The 24573-nt window shown below is 63.7% G+C and carries 23 protein-coding genes; 9 read left to right on the top strand and 14 right to left on the bottom strand.

Annotation, left to right across the window (positions count from 1 at the left end; translation table 11 throughout):
- Positions 1-117: 117 nt before the first annotated feature.
- The 3 genes from ACW9IB_RS13985 to ACW9IB_RS13975 all read left to right on the top strand — a co-directional run bounded on the left by ACW9IB_RS13985 (position 118) and on the right by ACW9IB_RS13975 (position 2193).
- Positions 118-429, top strand: a complete 312-nt coding sequence (locus tag ACW9IB_RS13985; RefSeq protein WP_457368130.1) for a hypothetical protein — start codon at positions 118-120, stop codon at positions 427-429.
- 219 nt (positions 430-648) lie between these two features.
- Positions 649-1212, top strand: a complete 564-nt coding sequence (gene mntP / locus ACW9IB_RS13980; protein ID WP_457414101.1) for a manganese efflux pump MntP — start codon at positions 649-651, stop codon at positions 1210-1212.
- A gap of 162 nt (positions 1213-1374) precedes the next feature.
- Positions 1375-2193 carry an alpha/beta fold hydrolase gene (locus tag ACW9IB_RS13975; RefSeq protein ID WP_457368132.1) on the top strand — a complete coding sequence of 273 codons (819 nt, stop codon included), beginning with the start codon at positions 1375-1377 and terminating at the stop codon, positions 2191-2193.
- A 3-nt stretch (positions 2194-2196) separates the two neighbouring features.
- Here ACW9IB_RS13975 and ACW9IB_RS13970 read toward each other — a convergent pair whose 3' ends face one another.
- The gene (locus ACW9IB_RS13970; protein WP_457414100.1) at positions 2197-3072 is read right to left on the bottom strand and encodes a LysR family transcriptional regulator; all 876 of its coding nucleotides are present in this window, start codon (positions 3070-3072) and stop codon (positions 2197-2199) included.
- A 282-nt stretch (positions 3073-3354) separates the two neighbouring features.
- Here ACW9IB_RS13970 and ACW9IB_RS13965 point away from each other — a divergent pair, with 282 nt between their 5' ends.
- Positions 3355-4353 carry an NAD(P)H-quinone oxidoreductase gene (locus ACW9IB_RS13965; RefSeq protein WP_457414098.1) on the top strand — a complete coding sequence of 333 codons (999 nt, stop codon included), beginning with the start codon at positions 3355-3357 and terminating at the stop codon, positions 4351-4353.
- 51 nt (positions 4354-4404) lie between these two features.
- On the opposite strand, the gene ACW9IB_RS13960 is transcribed toward ACW9IB_RS13965, so the two are convergent.
- From ACW9IB_RS13960 to ACW9IB_RS13950, 3 genes are all read right to left on the bottom strand, one after another.
- Entirely contained in the window at positions 4405-5526 is a 1122-nt protein-coding gene (locus tag ACW9IB_RS13960) for an alkene reductase (protein ID WP_457414097.1), read from the bottom strand.
- 90 nt (positions 5527-5616) lie between these two features.
- Entirely contained in the window at positions 5617-6294 is a 678-nt protein-coding gene (locus ACW9IB_RS13955) for a type 1 glutamine amidotransferase domain-containing protein (RefSeq protein WP_457414096.1), read from the bottom strand.
- Positions 6291-6920, bottom strand: coding sequence for a TetR/AcrR family transcriptional regulator (locus ACW9IB_RS13950; protein WP_457414094.1), 630 nt, complete (start codon positions 6918-6920; stop codon positions 6291-6293). Before ACW9IB_RS13950 ends, ACW9IB_RS13955 begins: the two co-directional genes overlap by 4 nt.
- A 172-nt stretch (positions 6921-7092) precedes the next feature.
- Between ACW9IB_RS13950 and ACW9IB_RS13945 the strand changes: the two genes are divergently transcribed.
- Positions 7093-8043: a GlxA family transcriptional regulator gene (locus tag ACW9IB_RS13945; protein WP_457414093.1), complete on the top strand. Its 951-nt coding sequence runs from the start codon at positions 7093-7095 to the stop codon at positions 8041-8043.
- Here the strand turns inward: ACW9IB_RS13945 and ACW9IB_RS13940 are convergent.
- Entirely contained in the window at positions 8040-8600 is a 561-nt protein-coding gene (locus ACW9IB_RS13940) for an RrF2 family transcriptional regulator (RefSeq protein WP_457414091.1), read from the bottom strand. The two genes, ACW9IB_RS13945 and ACW9IB_RS13940, sit on opposite strands and share 4 nt — an antisense overlap.
- Before the next feature lie 248 nt (positions 8601-8848).
- On the opposite strand from ACW9IB_RS13940, the gene ACW9IB_RS13935 reads away from it, so the two are divergent.
- Positions 8849-10051: an NAD(P)/FAD-dependent oxidoreductase gene (locus ACW9IB_RS13935; RefSeq protein WP_457414090.1), complete on the top strand. Its 1203-nt coding sequence runs from the start codon at positions 8849-8851 to the stop codon at positions 10049-10051.
- A gap of 57 nt (positions 10052-10108) precedes the next feature.
- Here the strand turns inward: ACW9IB_RS13935 and ACW9IB_RS13930 are convergent, their stop codons facing one another.
- On the bottom strand, positions 10109-10624 hold the full coding sequence (locus ACW9IB_RS13930; RefSeq protein ID WP_457368141.1) for a GNAT family N-acetyltransferase: 516 nt from the start codon (positions 10622-10624) through the stop codon (positions 10109-10111).
- A gap of 180 nt (positions 10625-10804) precedes the next feature.
- Between ACW9IB_RS13930 and ACW9IB_RS13925 the strand changes: the two genes are divergently transcribed.
- Together ACW9IB_RS13925 and ACW9IB_RS13920 are read left to right on the top strand one after the other, a co-directional pair.
- Positions 10805-11677: an undecaprenyl-diphosphate phosphatase gene (locus ACW9IB_RS13925; protein ID WP_457368142.1), complete on the top strand. Its 873-nt coding sequence runs from the start codon at positions 10805-10807 to the stop codon at positions 11675-11677.
- 129 nt (positions 11678-11806) lie between these two features.
- Positions 11807-12658: an oxidoreductase gene (locus ACW9IB_RS13920; RefSeq protein ID WP_457414089.1), complete on the top strand. Its 852-nt coding sequence runs from the start codon at positions 11807-11809 to the stop codon at positions 12656-12658.
- A 47-nt stretch (positions 12659-12705) separates the two neighbouring features.
- On the opposite strand, the gene yghU is transcribed toward ACW9IB_RS13920, so the two are convergent.
- From yghU to ACW9IB_RS13900, 4 genes are read right to left on the bottom strand one after another with little or no spacing between them, the layout of a single operon-like run.
- Positions 12706-13542 (bottom strand): glutathione-dependent disulfide-bond oxidoreductase, encoded by an 837-nt coding sequence (gene yghU, locus ACW9IB_RS13915; protein WP_457414087.1) that lies wholly within the window; start codon positions 13540-13542, stop codon positions 12706-12708.
- A 5-nt stretch (positions 13543-13547) separates the two neighbouring features.
- A complete protein-coding gene (locus ACW9IB_RS13910; RefSeq protein ID WP_457414086.1) occupies positions 13548-14990 on the bottom strand; it encodes an efflux transporter outer membrane subunit in 1443 nt (480 codons plus the stop codon).
- Positions 14983-16152, bottom strand: coding sequence for an efflux RND transporter periplasmic adaptor subunit (locus ACW9IB_RS13905; RefSeq protein WP_457414085.1), 1170 nt, complete (start codon positions 16150-16152; stop codon positions 14983-14985). The genes ACW9IB_RS13910 and ACW9IB_RS13905 overlap by 8 nt, the downstream gene beginning before the upstream one ends.
- Before the next feature lies 1 nt (position 16153).
- A complete protein-coding gene (locus ACW9IB_RS13900) occupies positions 16154-19333 on the bottom strand; it encodes an efflux RND transporter permease subunit (RefSeq protein ID WP_457414084.1) in 3180 nt (1059 codons plus the stop codon).
- A 281-nt stretch (positions 19334-19614) separates the two neighbouring features.
- Here ACW9IB_RS13900 and ACW9IB_RS13895 point away from each other — a divergent pair, with 281 nt between their 5' ends.
- Positions 19615-20100, top strand: coding sequence for a MarR family winged helix-turn-helix transcriptional regulator (locus tag ACW9IB_RS13895; protein ID WP_457368148.1), 486 nt, complete (start codon positions 19615-19617; stop codon positions 20098-20100).
- Here ACW9IB_RS13895 and ACW9IB_RS13890 read toward each other — a convergent pair.
- The 4 genes from ACW9IB_RS13890 to ACW9IB_RS13875 all read right to left on the bottom strand — a co-directional run bounded on the left by ACW9IB_RS13890 (position 20085) and on the right by ACW9IB_RS13875 (position 24522).
- Positions 20085-21185, bottom strand: coding sequence for an agmatine deiminase family protein (locus ACW9IB_RS13890; RefSeq protein WP_457414083.1), 1101 nt, complete (start codon positions 21183-21185; stop codon positions 20085-20087). The two genes, ACW9IB_RS13895 and ACW9IB_RS13890, sit on opposite strands and share 16 nt — an antisense overlap.
- Positions 21186-21521: 336 nt before the next feature.
- Positions 21522-22598 carry an extracellular solute-binding protein gene (locus ACW9IB_RS13885; protein ID WP_457414081.1) on the bottom strand — a complete coding sequence of 359 codons (1077 nt, stop codon included), beginning with the start codon at positions 22596-22598 and terminating at the stop codon, positions 21522-21524.
- The gene (gene aguB / locus ACW9IB_RS13880; protein ID WP_457414080.1) at positions 22595-23476 is read right to left on the bottom strand and encodes an N-carbamoylputrescine amidase; all 882 of its coding nucleotides are present in this window, start codon (positions 23474-23476) and stop codon (positions 22595-22597) included. The genes ACW9IB_RS13885 and aguB overlap by 4 nt, the downstream gene beginning before the upstream one ends.
- Complete coding sequence (locus ACW9IB_RS13875; RefSeq protein ID WP_457366826.1) at positions 23473-24522, bottom strand: agmatine deiminase family protein; 1050 nt, start codon at positions 24520-24522, stop codon at positions 23473-23475. The genes aguB and ACW9IB_RS13875 overlap by 4 nt, the downstream gene beginning before the upstream one ends.
- Between the last annotated feature and the right edge of the window lie 51 nt (positions 24523-24573).

The following is a 24573-nucleotide window of genomic DNA, read 5'->3' as shown; positions in this document are numbered from 1 at the left end:
GTTTATGAACCTGATGTTACGGTGATGGCAAAAAAAAGATCACGCTGTCGACATGCCCGCTGCACTACACTTTCCAGCCTTACCGGCCCACTTCCCAGGGCCTGCCAGGAGGCCTCGATGATGCGGTTCCCGACCCTTGCCAGCCTGTTGCTGTGCACTGCCCTGCCCTTGTTCGCCCACGCCGAAAGCACGGCCAGCGGCTGTGCCGAAGTCACCGTGGACGGTTACAAGGCGCCCGACTATGGTTGCCTGAGCCAACAGATGGGCAGCAGCCCGGAAGCGACCAAAGCTGCGCAAAAAAACCGCGAAGCCCGACAAATCCCTGTGGAAAAACGCCCGCCCAACAGCGTCGGCCTGTCCACGCCGGCGGCGACCAGCATTCGCATGGGCAATACCTTCGGCAATGCGGTCAAGCCACAGCGGCCTTGAGGCTTTTGACGGATTTTTCATCTCATGGCGTCTATGATCGCCACCTTCGTTGGGGAGTAACCGGCTTCTGACCCGCTCAGAAGCGTTCGTATCAACATATTCGGCAACCTGCCGTGGTGCGAACACCGTTGTGGTTGGTGAGACCAGCGACATATCCATGCCTGAAGTCGGGCGTGTGGGTGTGTCGTTGACTCATGCAGCCCGACTGGAAACCTTGCCGTGAACCCCATTTCTCTGATCCTGCTCGCCCTTGCCATGTCCACGGATGCCTTCGCGGCCGCCATCGGCAAAGGCTCCAGCCTTCACAAACCACGCCTTGCCGAAGCCTTGCGCGCCGGTCTGATCTTCGGCGTGATCGAAGCCATCACGCCGATGATCGGCTGGGCTATCGGCCATGCCGCCACCCGCTGGGTAGAGCATTGGGACCACCGGATCGCCTTCACCCTGCTGGTGGGGCTCGGCCTGCACATGATCTACAACGGCTTCAAGACCGATGACGAAGAAGCCGAACCGCCGACCCGGCATTCCTTCCTGATCCTGGCCGTCACGGCCTTCGCCACCAGCATCGACGCCCTCGCGGTGGGCGTGGGCCTGGCATTCGTCGACGTGAATATCCTGGTGGCCGCCGCCGCCATCGGCCTGGCGACCATGACCATGGTCACCCTCGGCATGATGCTCGGCCGCGTGCTCGGCACGGTGGTAGGCAAGCGCGCCGAAATGGTCGGCGGCGTAGTGCTGATGCTGGTGGGTGCGACGATTTTGTATGAGCACCTGTCGGCATGATCGCCCCATTGCCTGCCTTGAAATTTCCCCGATGGGCGCCTACCGTCGTCACGCGGTCGGCGCCTCGTGCCCCATCAACCGAGCACACCCGTACAAGCCCGGTGCCGGGTTTGGCGCAATAGTGACGCCCAGACTTTTTTGCCCACTTTCAAGGAGATGTTCATGAGCACTTTCGTTGCCAAAGACGGTACCCGGATCTATTTCAAGGACTGGGGCAGCGGCAAGCCCGTGCTGTTCAGCCATGGCTGGCCACTGGATGCCGACATGTGGGAATACCAGATGGAATACCTGAGCAGCCGCGGCTACCGCACCATCGCCTTCGACCGCCGTGGCTTTGGCCGCTCGGACCAGCCCTGGACCGGCAACGACTACGACACCTTCGCCGACGACATCGCCCAACTGATCGAACACCTGGACCTCAAGGACGTGACCCTGGTGGGCTTCTCCATGGGCGGCGGCGACGTGGCCCGCTACATCGGCCGCCACGGCAGCGCACGGGTCGCCGGCCTGGTATTGCTCGGCGCAGTCACGCCGATCTTCGGCCAGAAAGATGATTACCCCCAGGGCGTGCCGCTCGATGTGTTCGCTGGTTTCAAGGCCGAGCTGTTGAAGGATCGCGCGCAGTTCATCAGCGATTTCAACGCGCCGTTCTACGGCATCAACAAGGGCCAGGTGGTGTCCGCCGGCGTGCAGACCCAGACCCTGCAAATCGCTCTGCAGGCGTCCCTCAAGTCGACGGTGGACTGCGTCACTGCGTTCTCGGAGACCGACTTCCGCCCGGACATGGCGAAGATCGACGTGCCGACCCTGGTGATCCACGGCGATGCCGACCAGATCGTGCCGTTCGAAACCACCGGCAAGGTGGCCGCCGAGCTGATCAAGGGCGCTGAACTGAAGGTCTACAAGGATGCGCCACACGGCTTCGCCGCCACCCACGCGCAGGCACTGAACGAGGATCTGCTGGCATTTCTCCAGCGCTGATCCTCACTCCCCCGTGCCGGCAAACGCCGCGACGATCTCATCGATCACCACCCGTACCCGCGCGGTATGGCGCAAGTCGGCATGGGTCACCAGCCAGACCTCGTAGGGCAGTGGCCGGGTACGCTCCGGCCACAAACGCACCAAGCCATCCAGCTCGCCGCTGTGTACCGGGATTTCACCGATGCCGATGCCGGCGGCGATGGAGCGGCGCACCAGCAAGCTGGAACTCAAGGTGGCCACGATGCGCCCACGGCCAATGGGCTCGCAGGCCAGCGACAAGTCCTTGTGTTGTTGCAGATAGGGTTGATAGACCACCAGGTCGTGCCCTTCGAAAAGGCTGCCCGGCTCCGGCGCCCCGTGACGGTCGAGGTAGCCTTGCGCGGCAAACAGCCCCACCGGCCAACGGGCGATACGCCGGGCGATCAGGTCCGGGTTGTCTGGCCGGGTATTGCGCACGGCGATGTCGGCTTCGCGCTTGGCCAGGCTGAGGATTTGCGTCGAGGCGTCCAGTTGCACGCGCACATCCGGGTGCTTGTGGTGCAGGTTGGCGATGGCCGGGATCAGGAAGTCGATGGCCATCGAGTCGGTGGTGCTGACCCGTACGGTGCCGGTCAGGCGGTCGTCCAGGCCTTGTACCTGGCGCTCCAGGTCCAGGGCCGAACGCTCCATTTTTTCCACCGAAAGCAACGCGGCTTCGCCCACGGCGGTGAGCGCGTAACCTTCGGAGGTACGCAGAAACAACGTGGCGCCCAGGGACTTTTCCAGGGCGTTGATACGCCGGCCAACGGTCGCCTGATCGACCCCCAGCACCCGCGCGGCGCCACGCAACGTCGATTCGCGACACACCGCCAGAAACACCCGTGCATCATCCCAATTCATGCGCACCTCTCGTGATGCAAAAATGCATCCATATGACGATAAATCGCAGCATTATTGCATCACAAAACTCCGATAAGCTGGGCACCAGAGAAAATTCCTCAGGATCGCCATCATGCCCATCCCGTCTTCCCGCTACATGAGCTGGCCGTAGTGGCCGTCATCATCGGCACCTTCGCCCCAGGCTCGGTGCCCCTGGCAGGCTTATTGAACCTGCGCCCTGCCCCGCATGCCCAATCGACTTGCCCTGCTGCATAACCGAACCGACTGAAAAAGGTATTTGCCATGAACCTGCCTACTGAAATGACCCTGATTGAAATCACCACGCCCGGTGGCCCCGAAGTGTTGCAACCGCGCCGGGTAGCCCTGCCGGTCGCGGGGCCCGGCGAGATCCTGATTCGCGTGCACGCCGCCGGGGTCAACCGCCCCGACGCCCTGCAGCGGGCGGGCAAGTACCCGATGAAACCCGGAATGAGCCCGATCCCCGGCCTGGAAGTGGCGGGTGAAGTGGTGGGATTGGGTGATGGCGTGAGCGACTGCTCGCTGGGTGACAGGATCACCGCACTGACCAATGGCGGCGGCTACGCGCAGTACTGCGTGGTGCCCGCCAGCCAGGCCTTGCCGGTGCCTGACGGCATGGACTGGATTCAAGCGGCGGCGATCCCGGAAACGTTCTTTACCGTGTGGGCCAACCTGTTCGGCATCGGCGGTGCGCACAAGGGCCAGCGGGTGCTGATCCATGGCGGTACCAGTGGCATCGGCACGACGGCGCTGATGCTGTGCCGCGCGTTTGGCATCGAGGCCTTTGCCACCGCCGGCAGTGAGGAGAAATGCGCCGCCATCCGCGCCCTGGGCGCCGAAGCGATCAACTACCGCGAGCAGGATTTCGCCGAGGTGATCGCCGAGAAAACCGGTGGCCAGGGCGTGAATGTGATCCTCGACATCATGGGCGGCTCGTACCTCAACAACAACCTCAAGGCCCTGGCCATGGACGGCCGCCTGGTGATGCTGGGGTTTCTCGGCGGGGCCAAGGCCAATGACGTCGACCTGCTGACCATCCTGGGCAAGCGCGCGATTGTCACCGGCTCGTTGTTGCGGGCGCGTACCCGGGAGGAGAAAGCCGCGATTGCCGAGCAACTGCGCGAGCGCGTCTGGCCCCTGCTGTCAGCCGGGCGCTGCCTGCCAATGATCGACCAAGTGTTTGATTACACCGAGGCCGACCAGGCCCATGGCCGGATGGAAGGTGGTGAGCATATCGGCAAGATTGTGCTGCGGGTGGCCTGAGTACCGCCGCCCGCAAGCACGCGGATGTAGCGAGCGGGGTTCAACCCCTGGTCATTGCGCGTAGGCAGGGTAATCGGTGTATCCCGCCTCTGCCCCGCCATACATGCCCTCGGCTCGCAGCGGGTTCAATGGCCAGCCCTTGAACAGCCGCTGCGGCAGGTCCGGGTTGGCGATGAAGGGCCGGCCAAACGCGATCAGGTCCGCCAGCCCTGCGTCCAGCAATTGTGCGCCGCGCTCGGCGGTGTAGCGGCCGGCGTAGATGATCCGGCCACTGAACGCGTCGCGCACCGCCCGGCGGAAAGTTGCGGGCAAATCGGGGGCGTTGTCCCAGTCGGCTTCGGCGATGGAGACATAGGCGATGCCCGCCGCTTCCAGCAGCTTGATCGCTTCGAGGTAGGTGTGATGGGGGTCATCTTCCACCAGGCCGAGGTAGACCCGATCCTGCTCGGTGCTGCTGAACAGCGGCGAAAAACGCACGCCCAGGCGTTCCGGGCCCACCACCGCGCTCACCGCTTCGACGATCTCGCGCAGAAAACGCAGGCGGTTGGGCAACGAGCCGCCGTATTCGTCCTCGCGCCGGTTGGCCTGCACCGAGATGAACTGGTTGACCAGGTAACCGTTGGCCGAATGAATCTCCACCCCGTCAAAACCCGCTGCCAACGCATTGCGGGCGGCCTGGGCGTAGAGCCCGACCAAGTCCTTGACCTCGGCGGTCTCCAGCGCACGGGGTTGTGGCGGCTGCACCAGTTCACCGGCGCCCGGTGCAGTCTGGATAAAGGCCTTGACCTGCTGCGGCTGGATCGCCGACGGCGCGACCGGCGCGGCTCCTTCAGGTTGCAAACCAGGGTGTGACACACGGCCGACATGCCACAGCTGGGCAAAGATCACTCCGCCTTCGGCGTGCACTGCATCGGTAACGGTGCGCCAGCCGTCGATCTGCGCCTGGGTGTAGATACCCGGTGTCCACGCGTAGCCCTGGCCACGGGGTTCGATTTGCGTGCCTTCGCTGACCATGAACCCGGCGCCGGCACGCTGGCGGTAATACTCGGCCATCAAGCCACTGGCGATATCGCCGGGCTGGGTGCTGCGTTGGCGGGTCAGGGGCGGCAGCACAATGCGGTTGGCCAGGCGATGGCGGCCCAGTGTCAGCGGGGTGTTCAGGGTAGTTGTCATGGGGCGTTTTTCCGAATTCAAGGCGAACGGAAGCCTTGGCGACGCTTAGAGCGTCGCCAGGCCGTCATTGCGTTTTATGAGGTTATGGAGTTATGCGGTGAGCTTCAGCAGGGCCTTGGCCACATCACTGGAGCTGGCGGGGTTCTGTCCGGTGACCAGTTGGCCATCTTCGAGGACGAAGGACTGCCAGTCGGCGCCCTTTTCATAAAGGCCGCCCAGTTGCTTGAATTCATCTTCAATCAGGAACGGCACCACATCGGTCAATTCCACGGCGGCCTCTTCCGAGTTGGAGAACCCGGTGACCCGACGGCCCTTGATCAGCGGTTGACCGTTGGCCGCCTTGACGTGACGCAACGCGCCCGGTGCGTGGCAGACGAAACCGATGGGCCTGCCGGCGCGTTCGAACGCCTCGATCAGGGCAATCGAGGTCGGCGACTCGGCCAGGTCCCACAGCGGCCCATGACCGCCGGGATAGAACACTGTGTCGAAGTCGGCGGCGCGAACCGTGTCCAGCTTGACGGTGGTCGCCAACGCTTGTTGGGCGGCCGGGTCGGCAGCGAAGCGACGGGTCTGTTCGGTCTGGAAGTCCGGCAGGTCGCTCACCGGGTCCAGTGGCGGCTGGCCGCCCGCCGGAGAGGCCAGCACCACCTCGGCGCCGGCGTCCTTGAACGCGTAGTAGGGAGCTGCAAACTCTTCGAGCCAGAAGCCGGTCTTGCGCCCGGTATTGCCGAGCTGGTCGTGAGAGGTCAGTACCATTAATACTTTCATTTTCCAGTGCCTCGATAGGTGTGAGTGTCGGTGTGTGCCGGATGGCCCAACAGCTGTCGGGTCAGTTGCAGCGCCTCGTCGAAAGGCGCGGATGTACGGGTGATCTTGCCCATGACGCTGGTCCCCAACCACAACGCATACAGGCGTCGGGCCAGGCTTTCGGGGTGTTGCGTGACGCTGACGGAGCCGTCGTCGATGCCGCGTTGCAAGGCCTCGGCGAGCAAGGCGATGGTGCGTGCCGTGCCGCGTTGCAGGGCCAGGCGCATGGGCTCTGAAAGGTCTGACACCTCGGCGCCGAGTTTGACGGCCAGGCATTTGCCTGCGTCAGTGCAGCCGGTCTGGTTGTCGATACAGCAATCCCAGTAGCGCATCAACTTGGCGTGCTGGGTGAGGCCAGGCTGGTCGAACAGTTGCTGCATGCCCTGCACGTAGTGGTCGAAGTAGTGATCGAGCAAGGCCACGCCGAATGCGTCCTTGGACGTGAAGTAGTGATAGAACGAGCCCTTGGGCACCTCGGCGGTGTGCAGTATTTCGTTGAGCCCCACGGCCGAAAACCCCTTGCGACCGACGATCGACTGCGCGGTATCCAGAATGCTCTGTCGTGCGCTTTTGGTTTCGTTGTGCATGTCGGCTCCCCCGCGATTAGACCAGTCGTCTCGTTCGTTGAGGGAATGTTAGGAGTCGCTCAAACCTTGCACAATGTCATATCCGCAAGGATTCCGGACATGACGCAAAGGCGTTGCCGTTTGCCCGGCACACGCCGACAATCGCCTCTCCTGCGTCTCCCGGAGAACGACAATGCACAGCGTTGCGCTGATGGTTTACCCGAACTTCCAGTCCCTGAGCCTCAGCCTGGGTTCGGTGTTCGAATGCGCGAACCTGCTGCGGGGCGAACCGGCCTATGAGTTTCATCTGGTGTCGGAAAGCGGCGGCGCGGTGATGACATCCCAGGGGTTCTCGGTGAACACCACGCCGATCCGCCAGGCCGGTTATGACACGCTGATCGTCAGCGGCTATCTGGACTTTCGCCTGCCGGAAGCGGGCCTGCCGGAACTGGTCAAGGCGGCGTCCGTACAGTCGCGCCGCGTGGCGTCGTTGTGCATGGGCATCTTCGTGCTGGCCGAGGCCGGTCTGCTGACAGGCAAACGCACCACCACGCACTGGATTCACGCCCCGGCATTTCGCAAACGCTACCCGGACATTCAGCTGGAAGACGACAAGTTGTTCGTGGTCGACGGGCAGGTCTGGACCGGTGCCGGCATGAGCGCCGGGGTCGACCTGGCGCTGGCCATGGTGGAGAACGACCTGGGCACCGACCTGGCCCGACGCATTGCGCGCAAACTGGTGATCGCCCAGCGTCGGGGCAGCGAGCAATCGCAGCTGTCGGCCCTGCTGGAACTGGACCCCAAGTCAGACCGGGTGCAACTGGCGCTGGCCTATGCCCGCGAGAACCTGACCCATGACCTGTCGGTGGAAGCCCTGGCCGACGTCGCGCGGCTCAGCCCGCGCCAGTTCAGCCGGGTATTCCGCGAAGAAACCGGACAGACCCCGGCCAAGGCCATCGAAGCGCTGCGGGTGGAAGCGGCGCGGGCAATGATGGAAACCAGTCGTCACCCGGTTGAAGTGGTGGCCCGCGAAACCGGCTTCGGCGACCGCGAGCGTCTGCGGCAGGCCTTTTTGCGTGCATTTGGCCAACCGCCCCAGGCCATGCGGCAGGCGCTGTTCAACCTAGGGGCCGCGCGGGTTTAGTCCGAAAGCTGAGTGACCGGAATACTCTGCTCGATGGCCGGCGTGCCGACCTTCTTTTCCCGACGCTCATTGATCCAGCGACCGACCTGGGCCGGGAACTCCGTGGGCGACTTGCGCCCGACCTTTCGCGCCAGGTCCAGGATGGTTTGCTGGGCCAGCGCCTCTTCCATGCGTTTTTGTGCCGTCATCATCGCCGCGTGCACCGAGCAAAGACCGTCGAGCGCCCAGGCCGGTGGCGCACCATCAAACAGCGCACAGCGGCCACGAATCTCGCGGCACTCGAAAATCAGCTTGCGACCATCAATGGCCGTGACGATATCGAGGATGCTGATTTCATCGGACGGCCGCGACAGCTTGAACCCGCCGCGCACGCCTTCGGTGGCCACCACCAGTTTGGCCTTGGCCAGCTTGGTGAAAATCTTCGCCAGATAGTCCAGCGGTACGCCTTGCAGTTCCGCCAGATCCCGCACGCTGGCCTCACGGCTCTCGCCACCATCGCCCACCAGAAACAGCAGGCAGTGAATACCGTACTCAACGCCCGCGCTGTAAAGAGACATCGCGATCTCCGACTTAATTGGTCGCACATACTAACAGTGACGGACGCGAGGGAGCAACGCGCGTTGTCTGCTCTCTTCAGCTGAAAGCCCCTGAAAACGCGGGATTTCGCGCATTAAAGCCGGCAAAACGCATCCTGCCTCTCCACCAAACCCGCTTTGGTCTACACAAAAAAACGCTTGCCGGTATAAACTACGATCAATATAGTCGCCGTTCAAATTCAAACCGCGACTCTCTTCAGGGGCTAAACATGAAACAGCAGATTCTGATCATCGGCGCAGGCTTCGGTGGCTTGTGGACAGCCTTGAGCGCCACCCGCCTGCTCGACACCCATGGTCACCAGGATGTTGACGTGACCGTACTGGCCCCTCAGGCCGAATTGCGTGTACGTCCGCGCTTTTATGAGCCGAATGCCCACCGCCTGGCCGCGCCGGTCGGCGAGCTGTTCGATGCAGTCGGCGTGCACTTCATCAAAGGCTCCGCTGAAACCATCGACGTGCAGCAGAAAAAGGTCAGCTACACCGACGCCTCGGGCGCGCGACAGGTATTGGGTTACGACAAACTGGTACTGGCCACCGGCAGCCGCCTGGCAACGTCCAACACTCCCGGCGTGGCGCAATACGCCTTCGATGTGGACCAGATCGAAGAAGCCATTCGCCTGGAAGACCACCTCAAGTCCCTGGCCAACCTGCCCGACAGCAAAGGCCGCAACACCGTGGTGGTGGCCGGCGGCGGCTTCACCGGCATCGAAACCGCGACCGAAATGCCGGCGCGCCTGCGGGCCATCCTCGGTGAACAGGCGAATATCGATGTGATCATCGTCGACCGCGGTGAAAAAGTCGGGATGTCCATGGGCGTTGAAATCAGCCAGTTGATCGCCGAGGCCAGCGATGAACTGGGGGTCAGCTGGCGCTTGAAAGCCTCAGTCGTCGCCGTGGATGACAACGGCGTCACGCTGGACGATGGCCAGCACATCGAAGCCAAGACCGTGATCTGGACCACGGGCGTACGGGCCAGCACCCTGACCGAGCAGATTCCGGGCGAACGCGATGCCCTGGGTCGCCTGCACGTGGATGCCAACCTCCAAGTCATTGGCCAATCGGACATCTTCGCCACGGGCGATGTGGCCTATGCCGCCACCGACGACCTGGGCAACCACGCCCTGATGACCTGCCAGCACGCCATCGTGCTGGGCCGCTATGCAGGCAACAACGTGGCCGCGCAAGTCCTGGGCGTGGACCCGATCCCCTACCGCCAACCCAAATACGTGACCTGCCTCGACCTGGGCGGCTGGGGCGCGGTCTACACCGAAGGCTGGGATCGTCAGGTCCAACTGACCCGGCAGGAAGGTAAAACGCGCAAGACGGAAATCAATACCGTGTGGATCTACCCACCGGCCGCCAACCGCGAAGTGGCATGGGCAGCAGCGGATCCGTTGATTCCGATTGCCTGAAGCGTTTAGCCATGAACAGCCAGGGTGGCGAGCAACTCGCCACCCTGTTACAGGCCGTCAATGCAACGCCGCACGGGTGATCAAGTAGTTCATCAGTTGCGGGTCATCGTCCAGTTCCAGCGTCTGCACCGGGCGCGGCAGGTTGTCGAGCACCGTGCGCCAGAACGCCTGGGACACCTCATCCTGATCATAAAACCGCACCAGCCAATTGGCCTCGCCACTGCACAGCACCTGGCTGGCGACCGCACGCCCAATGCCTTTGCGGCGATAGCGCTTGAGGATGAACAGGTCGGCCAGCTCCAGTGCATCGATCCCCGGCAACTCGCTGCCTTCTATCAGCAGGAATCCGGCGATGTAGCCATCGACCAGCAACAGGTTGGCGCTCCACTGCGGGTCTTGCCAGTAACGCGCCAGGTGTTCGTCATGGATATAGAAACGGCCATCGGCGTCGACATCTTCCTGTTCCCAGTCCGACGACTCGTAGGCGTAGTACTGATAGAGGTTGCGGATCAACTCGGCATGTTCCGGGCCGGTCTGGATCAGTTCGACGGTGGTATCGGGAATGGCAGGCATGAATCTCTCGGTCAAAAAACGCAGGGCGCCATTGTTCACAAAACCCCTTCCCAGGCCAATACATCGCCCAACCTTTCTGTTTGCTGAACCGATGTTGGATTTGTCTTGCCTCGGGCAAATTCCTGAAACATTTAGAATAAACTTCGCCCACCTCTCCCCTTTTTCTCAAGGACACGCATTTTGACCAACGTCTGTACCGCAGGCCTGGATGTGGGCTTTGCCTCCCTGGATTACCTGCAAATCTTCATCCTGGGCGTGATCCAGGGCATCACCGAGCTGCTGCCCGTGTCATCCACCGCCCATATGCGCGTGGTGCCTGCCCTGCTCGGCTGGCAAGACCCGGGCTCGGCGTTCTCCGCGGCCATGCAACTGGCGGCGCTGGCGGCGGTGGTCAGTTACTTCTGGCGCGACGTGCACCAGGTCACCACCGGCAGCATCGGTGCAGTGCGCCGGGGTGACTACAACGACCGGTGGTTCAAGCTGGCGGTGGCCATCGTGCTGGCGACCCTGCCCATCGGGATCGCGGGCCTGGCGTTGTCGTCGACCCTGAACGCATGCAACTCGCCGTTGCGCGGCCTGATGGTGATCGGCATTTCCTGTGTGGTGATGGCGGTGCTGCTGGCCGTGGCCGAAGTGCGTGCCCGGCACACCCGCGAGGTGGGCGAAATGCGCCTGCGTGACGCACTGATCGTCGGTATCGCGCAAATCGGTGCGCTGATTCCCGGCGTGTCGCGCTCCGGCTCGACCTTGACTGCCGCGCTGTTCCTCAACTTCAAGCGCGAAGAAGCTGCACGTTTTTCCTTCCTGCTCGGCCTGCCGGCCATCGCCCTCGCCGGTTTGAAAGAGCTGTGGGTGCTGCTGCACGCCGACCTGCCCGCACACGCCTGGCCCCACTTGCTGTTCGGCCTGGTGGTCGCCAGCGTCTCGGCGTTCTTTGCCATCTGGGGCCTGATGAAGTTCCTGGAGCGTTTCTCCACCTGGCCGTTCGTGATCTACCGCGCGTTGCTGGGGGTGTTTCTGATCGTGGCGGTGAGCACCGGGTTGCTGGGCTGATCGGCACAGGGCAAGCCGTTCATTCAATTCGCATTGTGAAGCCCGCCTTCAAAGCCTGAGCAGGTCTGGCCCGATTGTGCGCCCGGGATCAAAGGAGAAAGATTCCAGGCACTATCACAGGAGGTTCCCATGCCCGCAGACCTGCTCATCCACCCGCAAAAAACCTGGCTTGTCACCGGCATCAGTTCCGGCTTCGGCAAGGCCCTGGCCGAGGCATTGCTGGCCGACGGCGAGCGTGTCGTCGGCACCGCCCGCACGCCCGAAGCCGTCGACGCCTTCGATCGGCTCAAACCCGGCTTTTCCCTCGGGCGCCTGCTGGACGTCACCGACAGCCTGTTCGTGCCGGCGGTGGTCGCTGAAATCGAGAAGCAGGTCGGCCCCATCGATGTGCTGGTCAATAACGCCGGCTATGGCTTCGAAGGCGTGCTGGAAGAGTCGCACCTGGACGACGTGCGCCAGCAGTTCGAAGTGAACGTATTCGGCGCTGTGGCGGTGATACAGGCGGTGCTGCCGTTCATGCGCGAGCGCCGTCGCGGGCATATTCTCAACATCACGTCGATGGGCGGCTTGACCACCTTCCCGGGCCTCGGCGTGTACCACGGCAGCAAGTTTGCGCTGGAAGGTATTTCCGAGACCCTGGGCAAAGAACTCAAGCCGTTTGGCATCCACGTCACCGCCATTGAGCCGGGGGCCTTCCGCACCGACTGGGCCGGACGCTCCATGGTGCGTGCCAAGCGCAGCGTCGCCGACTACGACGAATCGTTCGACGCCATACGCGCCGCGCGCCAGGCCCGCAGCGGGCAACAGCCGGGCGACCCGGTAAAGGCCGCACTGGCAATGATGCAGGTCGTGGCCAGCGCCGAACCGCCGACGCACCTGTTGCTGGGCAACGATGCGGTGGACCACGTGACGGCGAAACTGGACGCGCTGAAAGCAGAAATCAGCGCCTGGGAAGCGGTTTCCCGAGGCACTGATTTCTGAGATTGAACAGCAGAAGCCGAAGAGCCGGCTTCTTCACGCGCGGGTGATCAGTCCAGATCACTCGCGTCATGCCGCTCGCGCAGTTGTTCGGCGGGCTCGCCGGACACGCGGTTGACGCGACGTCCACGCCGCACCGCGGGCCGCGCTTCGATGGCGTCCGCCCAGCGCAGCACATGCTTGTATTCGTGCACCGACAGAAACTCCGCCGACTCCCCGTACAAACGTCCCTTCACCAGGCCACCGTACCAGGGCCAGATGGCGATGTCGGCGATGGTGTATTCGTCCCCGGCGATGTACTCGCTGATGGCCAGACGCTGGTCAAGCACGTCGAGCTGACGCTTGGTTTCCATGGCAAAGCGGTTGATCGCGTACTCCATCTTGGTCGGCGCATAGGCGTAGAAATGCCCGAAGCCACCGCCCAGGTACGGCGCGCTGCCCATCTGCCAGAACAGCCACGACAGGCATTCCGCACGGGCCGCCGGCTCGGTGGGCAAGAACGCGCCGAATTTTTCCGCCAGGTACTGCAGGATCGCGCCCGACTCGAACACCCGGATCGGCGCGGCGCCGCTACGGTCCAGCAAGGCGGGGATCTTCGAGTTGGGGTTCACCGACACGAAGCCGCTGCCGAACTGGTCGCCGTCACCGATCTTGATCAGCCACGCGTCGTATTCGGCGCCGCTGTGCCCCAGGGCCAGCAGCTCTTCCAGGAGGATGGTGACCTTTTGCCCATTGGGCGTGGCCAGGGAATACAACTGCAAGGGGTGCTTGCCGACCGGCAGTTCCTTGTCATGGGTGGCGCCGGCGATGGGCCGGTTGATGCTGGCGAAGGTGCCGCCGCTTTCGGTGTCCCAGGTCCAGACTTTCGGGGGTACGTACTCGGTCATGGTGACTACTCCTTGGTTTCAATAGGGTTCGACGCGGTCAGGCGGGCGACGTTCCATCCGCCGCCCAGTGCCTTGATCAGGCCCACGTTGGCGCTCAGTTGCCGGGTTTGCAGTTGCAGCACGCTGCGCTTGGCATCCAGCGCCGCGACTTGGGCGGTGACCACATCCAGATAGGCCACGGCGCCCTGGCGATAGCGCGAGGTCGACAGATCTTCGGCGTATTGCGCGGCCGCTGCGGCGTCGCGCTGATCGTTCAGGGCATCGCCCAGACCGGCGATCTGCGACAGGTTGTCTTCCACCTGCGCGAACGCGTCCAGCACCACACCGCGATACTTCGCCGCCGCTTCATCGGTGGCGGCCTTGGCGATATCCACCTGGGCCTGGCGCGCGCCGCCGTCGAACAGTGTACCGACCAGCGACGGGCCGATGGCCCAGAACAGGTTGGGCGCACTGAGCAGCCGCGCAAACTCGTCGCTCTGGTAACCCCCCTGGGCACTCAGGGTGATCTGCGGGAACCACGCGGCCTTGGCCACGCCGATCCGCGCATTGGCCGCCGCGATACGACGCTCGGCGGCAGCGATATCAGGCCGACGTTGCAGCAAGGTTGAAGGCACACCGGTGGGCACGTTCGGCAAGCTGATCGGCGCGACATTCACCGCAATCCGGTAGGTCGATGCCGATTCGCCGAGCATGGCCGCGATCCCGTGTTCCAGCAGCGCGCGCTGCACCTGGCTCTGGCTCAATTGCGACTTGACCGTCGACAGCTGGGTGCGCGCCCGCGCCACGTCGAGGCCGGAGACGATGCCGCCGCCGTGCAAGCCTTCGGTCAGGCCCAGGGCCTTGGCGTAGGCGTCGCGGGTCTGTTCGAGCAACTGGTTCTGCCAGTCGATGCCACGCAGACGGATGTAATTGTCGGCCAACTGCGCCTGCAAGCTCAGGCGCACCGAGGCCAGGTCGGCCCTGGCAGCCTCGGAGTCGCTGGTACCGGCGGCGACGGTATCGCGCACGCGACCCCAAAGGTCGACTTCGTAATCCACCTCCAGGCCCAGGGTCGCGGCGTTATAGACGTCCGGCGAAGTGGCCGAGCGCAGCGGTCGCGTGTCCGACTGGCGTATGCGCTGGCCGTTGCCGATGGCCGAGACCTTGGGGAACAGCCCGGAACGCGCCTGCGCGACATAACCCTGGGCTTGCTGATAGTGAGCGAGCGCCGCGCTCAGGTCCGGGTTGTTGCGCAACAACTGTTGCTGCATCGCATCCAGTTGCGGGTCGTTGTAAACCTGCCACCAGCCGTCGCGGCTGGCCTGGTCGTTCGGCGCGCCAAGGGTCCACGGGCCCTGGGTGTGGAACTGCGCCGGCAACGGGGTTTCGGGCACCTTGAGCGGCGGCGCCAGGGAGCATGCGCCCAGGCTCAGGGTGGCGAGCAAGCCCAGAAACGTGCGCTTAGCCATGGGGTTTGACCTCAGCGGCAGCGACGCGCAGTTGCACCGCGTCGTTATCGGCCAGGCCGTCCGGTGGCGTGTCGATCACCCGGTCGGCGGCTTGCAGGCCGCTGGCGATTTCGACGCTGTCACCGAAGTCGCGGGCAATGCTCACGGTCTTGAATTGCACGTGGTCCTGACTGTCGAGGGTGGCGACCCGCATGCCATGGTCATCGAACACCAGGGCACTGGATGGCACCCGCAGCACATCGGCCTGCACCGGCAGGTCGAATTGCACGCTGGTGTAACCGCCGGGCAGCAGGCGACCGCCGGGGTTGTCCACCAGCAATTGCACCAGGGTGCTGCCCGAGGCGGCGTTGACCGCGTCGGCGGTGGCAATCACCTTGCCGGTGAAGGTCTCGCCGCGATATTCCGGCACGCTGAGGCGCGCGGTGGTGCCTTCACGAATCTGTGGCGAGAAGGTCTGCGGCACCTGCACATACACGCGCAGGCGGCTGACGTCGGCCACTGCGAACAACTCCTTGCCGGCGCCGCCCCCGGCGCTGATCAGCGCGCCCACATCGGTACTGCGCGCCGTGACCACACCGGCGAACGGTGCGACCAGGCGCTGGAACCCCTTGGTCGCCACCAGTTGCTCGACATTGGCCCTGGCCGCCGCCACCCGCGCCTGCTTGGCGGCCAGGTCGCCGGTGCGCTCGTCCACGTCCTGGCGCGACACCGAGTCATTGGCCAGCATGGCCTGCCAACGTTTGGCGGTGGTTTCAGCCAGGTGCGCATCGGCCTGGGCCGAGGCCAGCGTGGCGCGGGCCTGCAACAGTTGCTGGTCGAGTTCCGGGGTGTCGATTTCGGCCAGCACTTGCCCGGCCTTGACCCGGGTGCCGATGTCGACATTCCAGGACTTCAGGTAGCCGTTGACCCGGGCGAAGATCGACGCGCGGGCATAGGCTTCCATGCGCCCCGGCAGATTGAGCACCGGGCCCTGGGCCTGCACCACCGGCTTGATCAGGTTGACGCTGGGCAATGCCTGGGCGTCGGTCCAGGTCTTGAGGTCGCGGGACTCACTGGCGCGCACGCCCAGGCCGACCCCGACGATCACCACCACCGCCACCCCGCCCACGATCAGCCAGAGCAGGCCACGGGAAGACTTCGGTTGAGAATTGGAAACGGACATGTCAAACCCCTACGCTAACGGTGGTCACACGCGTGGCGTGCTGACGACGCCCGTGGACAAGACTGAAAATCAGCGGAACCAGTATCAAGGTGGCGATGGTGGCAAACATCAGGCCGCCGATCACCGCACGCCCGAGCGGCGCGTTCTGCTCGCCGCCCTCGCCGATGCCTAGGGCCATGGGCGCCATGCCGATGATCATCGAGATGGCGGTCATCAACACCGGGCGCAGCCGGGTGAAGCCGGCTTCGAGCGCGGCCTGCACCGCATCGCCGTGCACCGCCAGGCGTTCGCGGCAGAAACTCACCACCAGGATGGCGTTGGCAGTGGCCACGCCCATGCACATGATCGCCCCGGTCAGGGCCGGGACCGACAACGGCGTGTGGGTGACGAACAGCATCCACACGATGCCCGCCAGGGCCGCCGGCAACGCGGTGATGATCACGAACGGGTCGCTCCAGGACTGGAAGTTGACCACGATCAGCAGATAGATCAGCACCACCGCGCCCAACAGGCCGAACAGCAAGCCGCTGAACGCCGCGTTCATGGTTTGCACCTGGCCCTGCAACAGCACTTTGGAACCGGTCGGCACCTCACCGGCGTGGGCGGCGATGATCCTCTGGATGTCGGCGGCCACGGCACCGAGGTCGCGATCCTGGATGGCCGTGAGCACTTCCACCACCGGCTGGATATCCGACTGGGTAATCACCGAGTTGCTGTGGCTGCGCTGGATCGTGGCCAGGCCGCCGAGGGTCTGGTCTGCCGCCGCCCCGCTGCCGCCGCTCAGTGGCAAGTTATGCAGCGCGGCCAGGCTTTCCAGGCTGTATTGCGGGGTTTGCATCACGATCGGGTAGGAAATGCCGTTGGCTGGGTTGAGCCAGAACGTCGGCGCCACCTGGCTGGAACCGGCCAGGTTGACCACCAGGCTGTTGGTCACATCGCGCTCGGTGAGGCCGACCAACTGCGCACGGGTACGGTCCACGTCGATATTGAAAGTGGGCAATTGCCGCGACTGCTGGATGCGCGCATCCACCACCCCCGGCACCCGGCGGATCTCGCGCAGCAAGGTGCTGGCATAGGTGAAATTGGCCGCCAGGTTGTTGCCGGTGATTTGCAGATCGATGGGTGCCGACGAGCCGAAGTTGAGGATCTGCCCGACGATGTCCGAGGCCGGGAACGAAAACACCGCACTCGGGAACTCCCGGGGCAGGCTTTCACGCAGTTCGCGCATGTACTCGGCGGTCGGGCGATGGCCTTCGTTCAGGCTGATCTGGATGTCACTGTCCTGGGAGCCCACGGTGCCGGTGTTGTTGTACACCACGTTGATACCGCTGATGGACAGGCCGATGTTATCCACCAGCGCCTTGAGCTCTTGTGCGGGGATCTTGCGGCGGATCGCGTCTTCGATCCCGGCGATCAGGTGCGCATTGCTTTCCACCCGCGTACCCACCGGCGCGCGCACGTGCAGCAGGATCAGGCCGGAATCGACCTCAGGGAAGAAGTTGCGGCCCAAAAACGGCACCAGCGCGAACGACAGCGCCACGAACGCCAGCAGGCCGATCACCACCGTGCGGCGATGGTGCAAGGCACTGTCGAGCACGCTGTGGTAATGGCTGCGAAAGGCTTCGAAACGCCGCTCGAAACCGCGCTGGAACATCACCAGCGGGTTGCGCGACGGCGCATGCCCGTCTTCGCCGTGCACGTGGGGTTTGAGCAGGTAGTTGGCGAGCGTTGGCACCAGGGTCCGCGACAGGATGAACGAGGCGATCATGGCGAAGATCACCGCTTCGGCCATGGGCACGAACAGGAACCGCGCCACGCCGTCGAGGAAGAACATCGGCACGAACACGATGCAGATACACAGCAACGACACGAACGCCGGGGTGACGATCTGCGCGGCACCGTCGAGGATCGCGGTTTCCACCGGCTTGCCCTGTTCCAGGTGCCAGTTGATGTTCTCGATGGTCACCGTGGCGTCGTCCACCAGGATGCCCACCGCCAGGGCCAGGCCGCCAAGGGTCATGATGTTGAGGGTTTCGCCCAGCGCCGACAGGGTGGCAATCGACGCCAGAATGGCCAGGGGAATCGAGGTGGCGATGATCACCGTCGAGCGCCAGCTGCCGAGGAACAGCAGGATCATCAGGCTGGTCAGCGCCGCCGCGATCAAGCCTTCACGGGCCACGCCGCTGATGGCCGAGCGCACGAACAGCGACTGGTCGCCGATCAGGTCGATGTTCAGGTTGGGCGGCAAGGCGGCTTTGTTGTCCGCCAGTTTGTCCTTGATGCCGGCGATCACGCCCAGGGGCGATGCCGAACCGGTCTTGAGCACCGGCAGCAGCACCGAGCGGTTGCCGTTGACGTGCACGATGTTGCTTTGCGGCGGGTTGCCGTCGCGCACGGTGGCCACATCGCGGATCAGCACCGTGGTGCCGTCGGCGGTCTTGATCGGCAGGTTTTCCAGGTCGTGGAAGTCCGACGGCGCATTGTTGAGTTGCAGGTTGAACTCGTAGCTGCCGATCTTCTGGGTGCCCACCGGGGTGATCAGGTTCTGGGTGGCCAGGGCGGTGGCGACGTCCTGCGCCGACAACCCGCGCGCCTGCATGCGCGCCGAATCGAGGTCGATCTGCACCTGGCGGCTCTTGCCGCCGAACGGGTATGGCAAGGCCGCGCCGGGCACACTGGTGAGCATCAGGCGCACCTGGTTCAGGCCGATGTCGCCCAGGCGCTGCTCGCTCAGGCCCGCCCCCGACAGCGCCAGTTGCACGATCGGCACGGTGGAAGCGCTGTAGTTGAGCACCAGCGGCGGCACGGTGCCGGGCGGCAATTGCCGCAGGATCGCCTGGGACACCGACGTCACCTGGGCGTTGGCGGTGCTGATGTTGACCCCGGGCTGGAAGAAGATCTTCACGATCCCGTAGCCCGTCAGCGACTGCGCTTCGATATGGCGGATGTCGTTCACGGTGGTGGTCAGTACCCGCTCGAACGGCGAGGTGACACGCCCGGCCATCTGGTCGGGCGGCAGGCCGGTGTACTGCCAGATCACGGCGATGACCGGGATACGGATCTCCGGAAAGATGTCGGTGGGCGTTCGCCAGGCGGCGAGCGGGCCGATGATCAGGATGAAAATGGCCAAGACCAGAAAGGTATAAGGGCGCCGCAATGCGATGCGCACAAGGCTCAGCATAGGGTGGGATCCAGACAGGGAGTTGAACGATCAAGCCGGCAGGCCGCCCGGGACGGCGCCTTGCCATGTTCCCGCCTCACCCCACGTGCAACCCGAGGGAAACCACTGCAACGACGTCCCGGTCACAAAGAGGCATATGCCACGATATCGATTTTAGAGGCATACGCAACTATTTTGTTTCAAGCTGTCTCAGTATTCATCTTCGGTCTGAAAAGCCTTGTCCTGAGAGGCTTCGCAGGCATAATCATCCCGTCGTTTTTTTGTTTCAGAGAGTATCGCCCGTGAAATCTGCTGCACCTTGCACCGAGAGCCCCAGCACCTGCGTGAACGGTGCCGTGCGCCGCACATCACGCCGCCTGGGCCAGATCTATGACGAGGCGTTCGCGTCCTGCGGGCTCAAGGCAACCCAGTGGGCGGTGCTCAACCACATCGACAGGGCCGGCGGCACCCCCAGGATGGGCGAGTTGGCGCAAAGCCTGGTGATGGACCTGTCCGCCCTCGGCCACACCCTCAAGCCGCTGGTGCGCGATGGCCTGGTGGCGTTGCAGGTGGACGAACTGGACCGCCGCAGCCGCCGCGTGCTGCTCACAGAAGAAGGCTTGCGCACCCACGCGGCGGCCAAGCGCATCTCGAAAAAAATGGCCGAACGCTTCGATCAGGCGTTCGGCCAGGATGCGGCCCGACAGTTGCGCCAGACCCTCGATTTCATTGCCTCCGATGACTTTGCCCAAGTGCTGCTGGCCAAGGACGATCAGGCCAGCGGCTGATGGCTGGTCACGCAGTGGATGCCGCCGCCGCCCGCTGCAATCGCGTCGATGTTCAGTTGCACCACCTTGCGCCCCGGGTACAACCGGGACAGCAGCTCCAGCGCCTTGCGGTCGGCCACCGGGTCGCCGAATTCGGGCGCGATCACCGCGCCGTTGATCACGAAGTAATTGATATAGCCCGCGGCGAAGTCCGGGTTGCCCCGACTGAATTTGCTGTTGCGCGGGTTGAGCGGCGGCGACACGGTGTGCACCTGCAATGGGCGGCCATCGGCGTCGGTAGCCTTTTTGAGGATCTCCAGGTGCGCCAGGGTGACCTTGTGATCGTAGGACGCCGGGTCGGTATCCAGGTTGGCCAGCACCACGCCGGGTGAGACAAAGCGTGCGTAGAAATCCACATGGGCGTCGGTGATGTCCTTGCCCTTGATGCCCGGCAACCAAATGATTTTGCGCAGACCCAGGCGCTCCTTGAGTTCGGCCTCGACCTCGGCCTTGGTCCAGTCGGGGTTGCGATTGCGGTTGATCCAACTGCTCTCGGTCATGATCCCGGTGCCCAGGCCGTCCACCTCGATGGCACCGCCCTCGCCCACCAGTTCGCTGCGCAGGTGACGCACCCCGGTGTGTTCGGCGACCTGCCCGGCCAGCAACGCATCGTCGGCGTGCTGCTGCTTGTCGCCCCAGCCATTGAAATTGAAATCCACCGCGCCCTCGCCCCCCGTGCCATCGATGACGAAATTGGCGCCGGTGTCGCGCATCCAGATGTCATCCAGCTCGGTTTCCACAAAGGTGATATTGCGCGTGCCGCAGTGCTGCTCCGCCAGACCGCGCTCGTCCTCGCGGCAAAACACCGTGACCGGCTCGTGCTCGGCAATCGCACGGGCGATCCGGCCCAGAGCGGCTTGCACGTCGGCGGTGAAGTCCTCCCAGATGGCGTCCTGGGCACCAAAGGCGATAAACGCCTGGCGATGTGTTTCGCCCTCGTCGGGCATGTAGAAACGGCCTTTGACGGCGGCGCGTACCGGGGTCGAAAGAAGGGTCATGGCGCAGACCACGCTGGCGTGTTTGAGGAAGGTGCGACGGGTTGGCATGGTGTTCTCTTGCTAGGGGCTGGATCAAAAGGGGGTTGATTGGAGTGACTGGATTTTCTGTGGTGAGCGGGCTTCTGTGGTGAGCGGGCTTGTCCCGCGCTGGGTTGCGTAGCAACCCCAAAAAACGGGAGCGCTACGCACTCCAGCGCGGGACAAGCCCGCTCACCACAAAAAAGCTTGTGAACACAAAAAACCATTCATCACAAAAAAACTTGTGAACACCAAAAAACATTCATCACAAAAAAACTTGTGAACACCAAAAAACATTCATCACAAAAAAGCTTGCGAACACAAAAACCATTCATCACAAAAAAAGCTCACCACAAAAAGCATCGTTCATTGCTGTGTCTTGAATTTAGTCCACACCCGCATACGCGCACGCATGTCCGCCTGGGGGATGTCCTTGCCGGCGATCAACCGGTCGAAGGTGGCCTCATCCGGGTAGATATCGGGGTTGTCGCGCAGGCTCGCTTCCACGGCGGGCCGTGCCTTGGCATTGGACGTGGGGTAGCCGGTGAGGTTGGTGATGGCGGCCATGTTTTCCGGGCGCATCACAAAGTTGATGAACGCATAGGCGTAGTCCGGGTGCCGCGCGTCGACCGGGATGGCCAGCGTGTCCATCCACACCGTGGTGCCTTCACGGGGGATGTGATAACCGAACGTCACCGCTTTGCCGGCGGCATCGGCGGCGCGCTGAGCCTGGGTCATGTCGCCGCTGTAGCCGAGGGACAGGCACAGGTTGCCGTTGACCAGGTCGGTCACCGGCTGCGACTGGAACTTGCGGATAAATGGACGCACCTTGAGCAACAGCTCGCTGGCGGCGGCCAGGTCTTCACGCTTGGCGCTGCGCGGGTCGCGGCCCAGGTAGTTGAGAACCACCGCCAGCACTTCGTCCGGCGAGTCGATCAGCGAGATACCGCAATCGGCAAACTTGGCCGCCAGCTCCGGCTTGAACAACAGGTCGAGGCTGTTGACCGGCGCATTCGGCAGTCGCTGTTCGATCTGCCGGGTGTTGTAGGTCAGGCCGATGGTGCCCCAGGTGTAGGGCACCGTGGCCTTGTTCGAGTGGGCATAGTGAGTGCGCAGCTTCTGCAAACCCGGTTCGATGTCGTCGAGTGCCGTGAGCCGGGCGGGGTCCAGCGGTTGCAGGGCGCCGGCGCGCATCAGGCGCTCGGCCACGGTGTCGCCCGGAAAGATCAAGTCATAGCCGCTGCCGCCGGTCATCAACTTGGCCTCCAGGGTTTCGCTGCCGTCCATCACGTCGTAGATCACCTGGATACCGGTCTCGGCCGTGAACTTCGCCAGGGTATCGGCGGCAAAATAGTCGGCCCAGTTATAGAGCCTCAGGGTTTTGTCTTCGGCCAGGGCGCCGGCACTCGCGAGCATCAGCACACAACTCAATAGGCGTTTCATGAGGGGCGTCCATCCAGGGTGAGCAGGCCGGCGTACATCTCCGGGCGACGGTCGCGGAAGATGCCCCAGGTCAGGCGGTCTTCGCGCATGGCGGCCAGGTCCAGGCGGTGCACAAGCACGCCGGTACTGTCGCGGTCGGCTTCGGCCAGCAGCTTGCCCTTGTGGTTGCAGATGAACGACGAGCCATAGAAGTCCATGTGCAGGGCGGGGTCGGTAGTCGCCACCTCGCGCCCGACGCGATTGGCCGCCACCACCGGCAGCAGGTTCGCCGCCGCGTGACCGCGCATGGTCATCTGCCAATGGTCGCGGGAATCGAGGGTGGCAGAGCCGGGTTCCGAGCCGATGGCTGTGGGAAACAGCAGCACTTCGGCCCCCTGCAACGCCAGGCAGCGGGCGGTTTCGGGAAACCACTGGTCCCAGCAGATGCCCACGCCCAGGCGCCCGAAGGCGGTGTCCCACACGCGAAAACCGGTGTCGCCGGGGCTGAAATACTCTTTCTCCTGATAGCCGATGGCATTCGGGATATGCGTCTTGCGGTATACGCCGAGCAATCGTCCGTCGGCATCCGCCACGCTCAGGGAGTTGAAGAAGGCGTTGCCGGCTTTTTCGAACCAGCTCAAGGGCAACACCACGCTCAGTTCCCTGGCCAACGCGGCGAAGCGCTGGAGCACGCCGCTGTGCGGGTACTCCTCGGCCAATGCCAGATGTTTGTGGTGCTGCTCGATGCAGAAGTACGGCGTGGCGAACAGTTCCTGCAACAGAATCACCTGGGCACCTTGCGCCGCCGCCTCCCGCACCAACTGCTCGGCGCGATCGAGGTTGCCCGGCAGGTCCCAGGTGCAGGGCATCTGGGTTGTCGCAATGGTCAAAAGGCTCATGGCTTCACCCACGCAGGTTGTTGTTGGGTGATGCAGTGCACGCCGCCACCGCCATGGGCCAGGTGGTTGATCTGCACCGGCACGACCTCACGCCCCGGGAACGCCCCGGCCAAAACGTCGGCCGCCACCTGGTCGGCGGCAACGCCATAGGCCGGCATGATGATTGCGCCGTTGGCAATGTAGAAGTTGGTGTAGGACGCGCAGAACACCTCGGCTTCGGTGTCGACCGCGTCGGTGGCTTCATACAATTCAATCAGCTCGAAGCGCCGGCCATGGGCGTCGGTGGCCAGTTCCAGGGCGCGGCGGTTTTCCCGCACCACTTCGGCGTAGACAGAGCGCTGATCATGGGTCGCATCGACCAGCAGCACACCGGGACGGGCGAATGCACAGACCCCATCGACATGGCCGTCGGTCATGTCGCCGGTGACGTAGCCTGGGTCGCCGGGCAGCCAAATGGTCTTCTGGATGCCCAGCAGCCGCGCAAAAATCGCCTCCATCTCGGCCTTGGTCACACCGGGGTTGCGGTTGGGGTTGAGCAACACGGACTCGGTGGTGATCAACGTGCCCTCGCCGTCCACATGGATCGCCCCGCCTTCGTTACTCAGGGGCGTACCGAAGCACTCCAGCCCCAGGTGATTGAGCGCCCGGCGTGCCAGGCTTTCGTCCAGGTCATGGGCCGACTTGCCGCCCCAGGCATTGAAGCGCCAGCTCACACCCGCCAGTCCCTGTTGCGGGTGGCAGACAAAAGTCGGGCCGGAATCACGGCACCAGCTGTCGTTGACGGCCAGTTCGATCAGTTCGATGCCGGGCGCGCATAAGGCCCTGGCACCGGCAACGGCGGACGGATCGACCACCATTTTCACCGGTTCGAAGCGGGCGATCGCATTGGCGACCCGCGCGAAATCCTGCTGCACCTGGGCCAGGGTCACGCCCCAGGTGGTTTCCCACAAGGCGCGGTTATGCGGCCAGACCATCCAGGTCGCCGCATGCCGGGCCCACTCCGCAGGCATCCACCAACCATTGCTTTGCATTGCATTCTGCTGCATGACAAGTCCCCATCAATTAAGTCATTGTGTTCAGTGAAAACTGCCCACGGA

This window comes from Pseudomonas sp. SDO524_S393 (genome assembly GCF_054071875.1).
This window is presented reverse-complemented; position numbering and strand designations above follow the sequence as displayed.

Coding starts and splice junctions, on each gene's coding strand:
- ACW9IB_RS13985 (WP_457368130.1), top strand. CDS start 118: ATGATGCGGTTCCCGACCCTTGCCAGCCTGTTGCTGTGCACTGCCCTG.
- ACW9IB_RS13975 (WP_457368132.1), top strand. CDS start 1,375: ATGAGCACTTTCGTTGCCAAAGACGGTACCCGGATCTATTTCAAGGAC.
- ACW9IB_RS13970 (WP_457414100.1), bottom strand. CDS start 3,072: ATGAATTGGGATGATGCACGGGTGTTTCTGGCGGTGTGTCGCGAATCG.
- ACW9IB_RS13965 (WP_457414098.1), top strand. CDS start 3,355: ATGAACCTGCCTACTGAAATGACCCTGATTGAAATCACCACGCCCGGT.
- ACW9IB_RS13960 (WP_457414097.1), bottom strand. CDS start 5,526: ATGACAACTACCCTGAACACCCCGCTGACACTGGGCCGCCATCGCCTG.
- ACW9IB_RS13955 (WP_457414096.1), bottom strand. CDS start 6,294: ATGAAAGTATTAATGGTACTGACCTCTCACGACCAGCTCGGCAATACC.
- ACW9IB_RS13950 (WP_457414094.1), bottom strand. CDS start 6,920: ATGCACAACGAAACCAAAAGCGCACGACAGAGCATTCTGGATACCGCG.
- ACW9IB_RS13945 (WP_457414093.1), top strand. CDS start 7,093: ATGCACAGCGTTGCGCTGATGGTTTACCCGAACTTCCAGTCCCTGAGC.
- ACW9IB_RS13940 (WP_457414091.1), bottom strand. CDS start 8,600: ATGTCTCTTTACAGCGCGGGCGTTGAGTACGGTATTCACTGCCTGCTG.
- ACW9IB_RS13935 (WP_457414090.1), top strand. CDS start 8,849: ATGAAACAGCAGATTCTGATCATCGGCGCAGGCTTCGGTGGCTTGTGG.
- ACW9IB_RS13930 (WP_457368141.1), bottom strand. CDS start 10,624: ATGCCTGCCATTCCCGATACCACCGTCGAACTGATCCAGACCGGCCCG.
- ACW9IB_RS13920 (WP_457414089.1), top strand. CDS start 11,807: ATGCCCGCAGACCTGCTCATCCACCCGCAAAAAACCTGGCTTGTCACC.
- yghU (WP_457414087.1), bottom strand. CDS start 13,542: ATGACCGAGTACGTACCCCCGAAAGTCTGGACCTGGGACACCGAAAGC.
- ACW9IB_RS13910 (WP_457414086.1), bottom strand. CDS start 14,990: ATGGCTAAGCGCACGTTTCTGGGCTTGCTCGCCACCCTGAGCCTGGGC.
- ACW9IB_RS13905 (WP_457414085.1), bottom strand. CDS start 16,152: ATGTCCGTTTCCAATTCTCAACCGAAGTCTTCCCGTGGCCTGCTCTGG.
- ACW9IB_RS13900 (WP_457414084.1), bottom strand. CDS start 19,333: ATGCTGAGCCTTGTGCGCATCGCATTGCGGCGCCCTTATACCTTTCTG.
- ACW9IB_RS13890 (WP_457414083.1), bottom strand. CDS start 21,185: ATGCCAACCCGTCGCACCTTCCTCAAACACGCCAGCGTGGTCTGCGCC.
- ACW9IB_RS13885 (WP_457414081.1), bottom strand. CDS start 22,598: ATGAAACGCCTATTGAGTTGTGTGCTGATGCTCGCGAGTGCCGGCGCC.
- aguB (WP_457414080.1), bottom strand. CDS start 23,476: ATGAGCCTTTTGACCATTGCGACAACCCAGATGCCCTGCACCTGGGAC.
- ACW9IB_RS13875 (WP_457366826.1), bottom strand. CDS start 24,522: ATGCAGCAGAATGCAATGCAAAGCAATGGTTGGTGGATGCCTGCGGAG.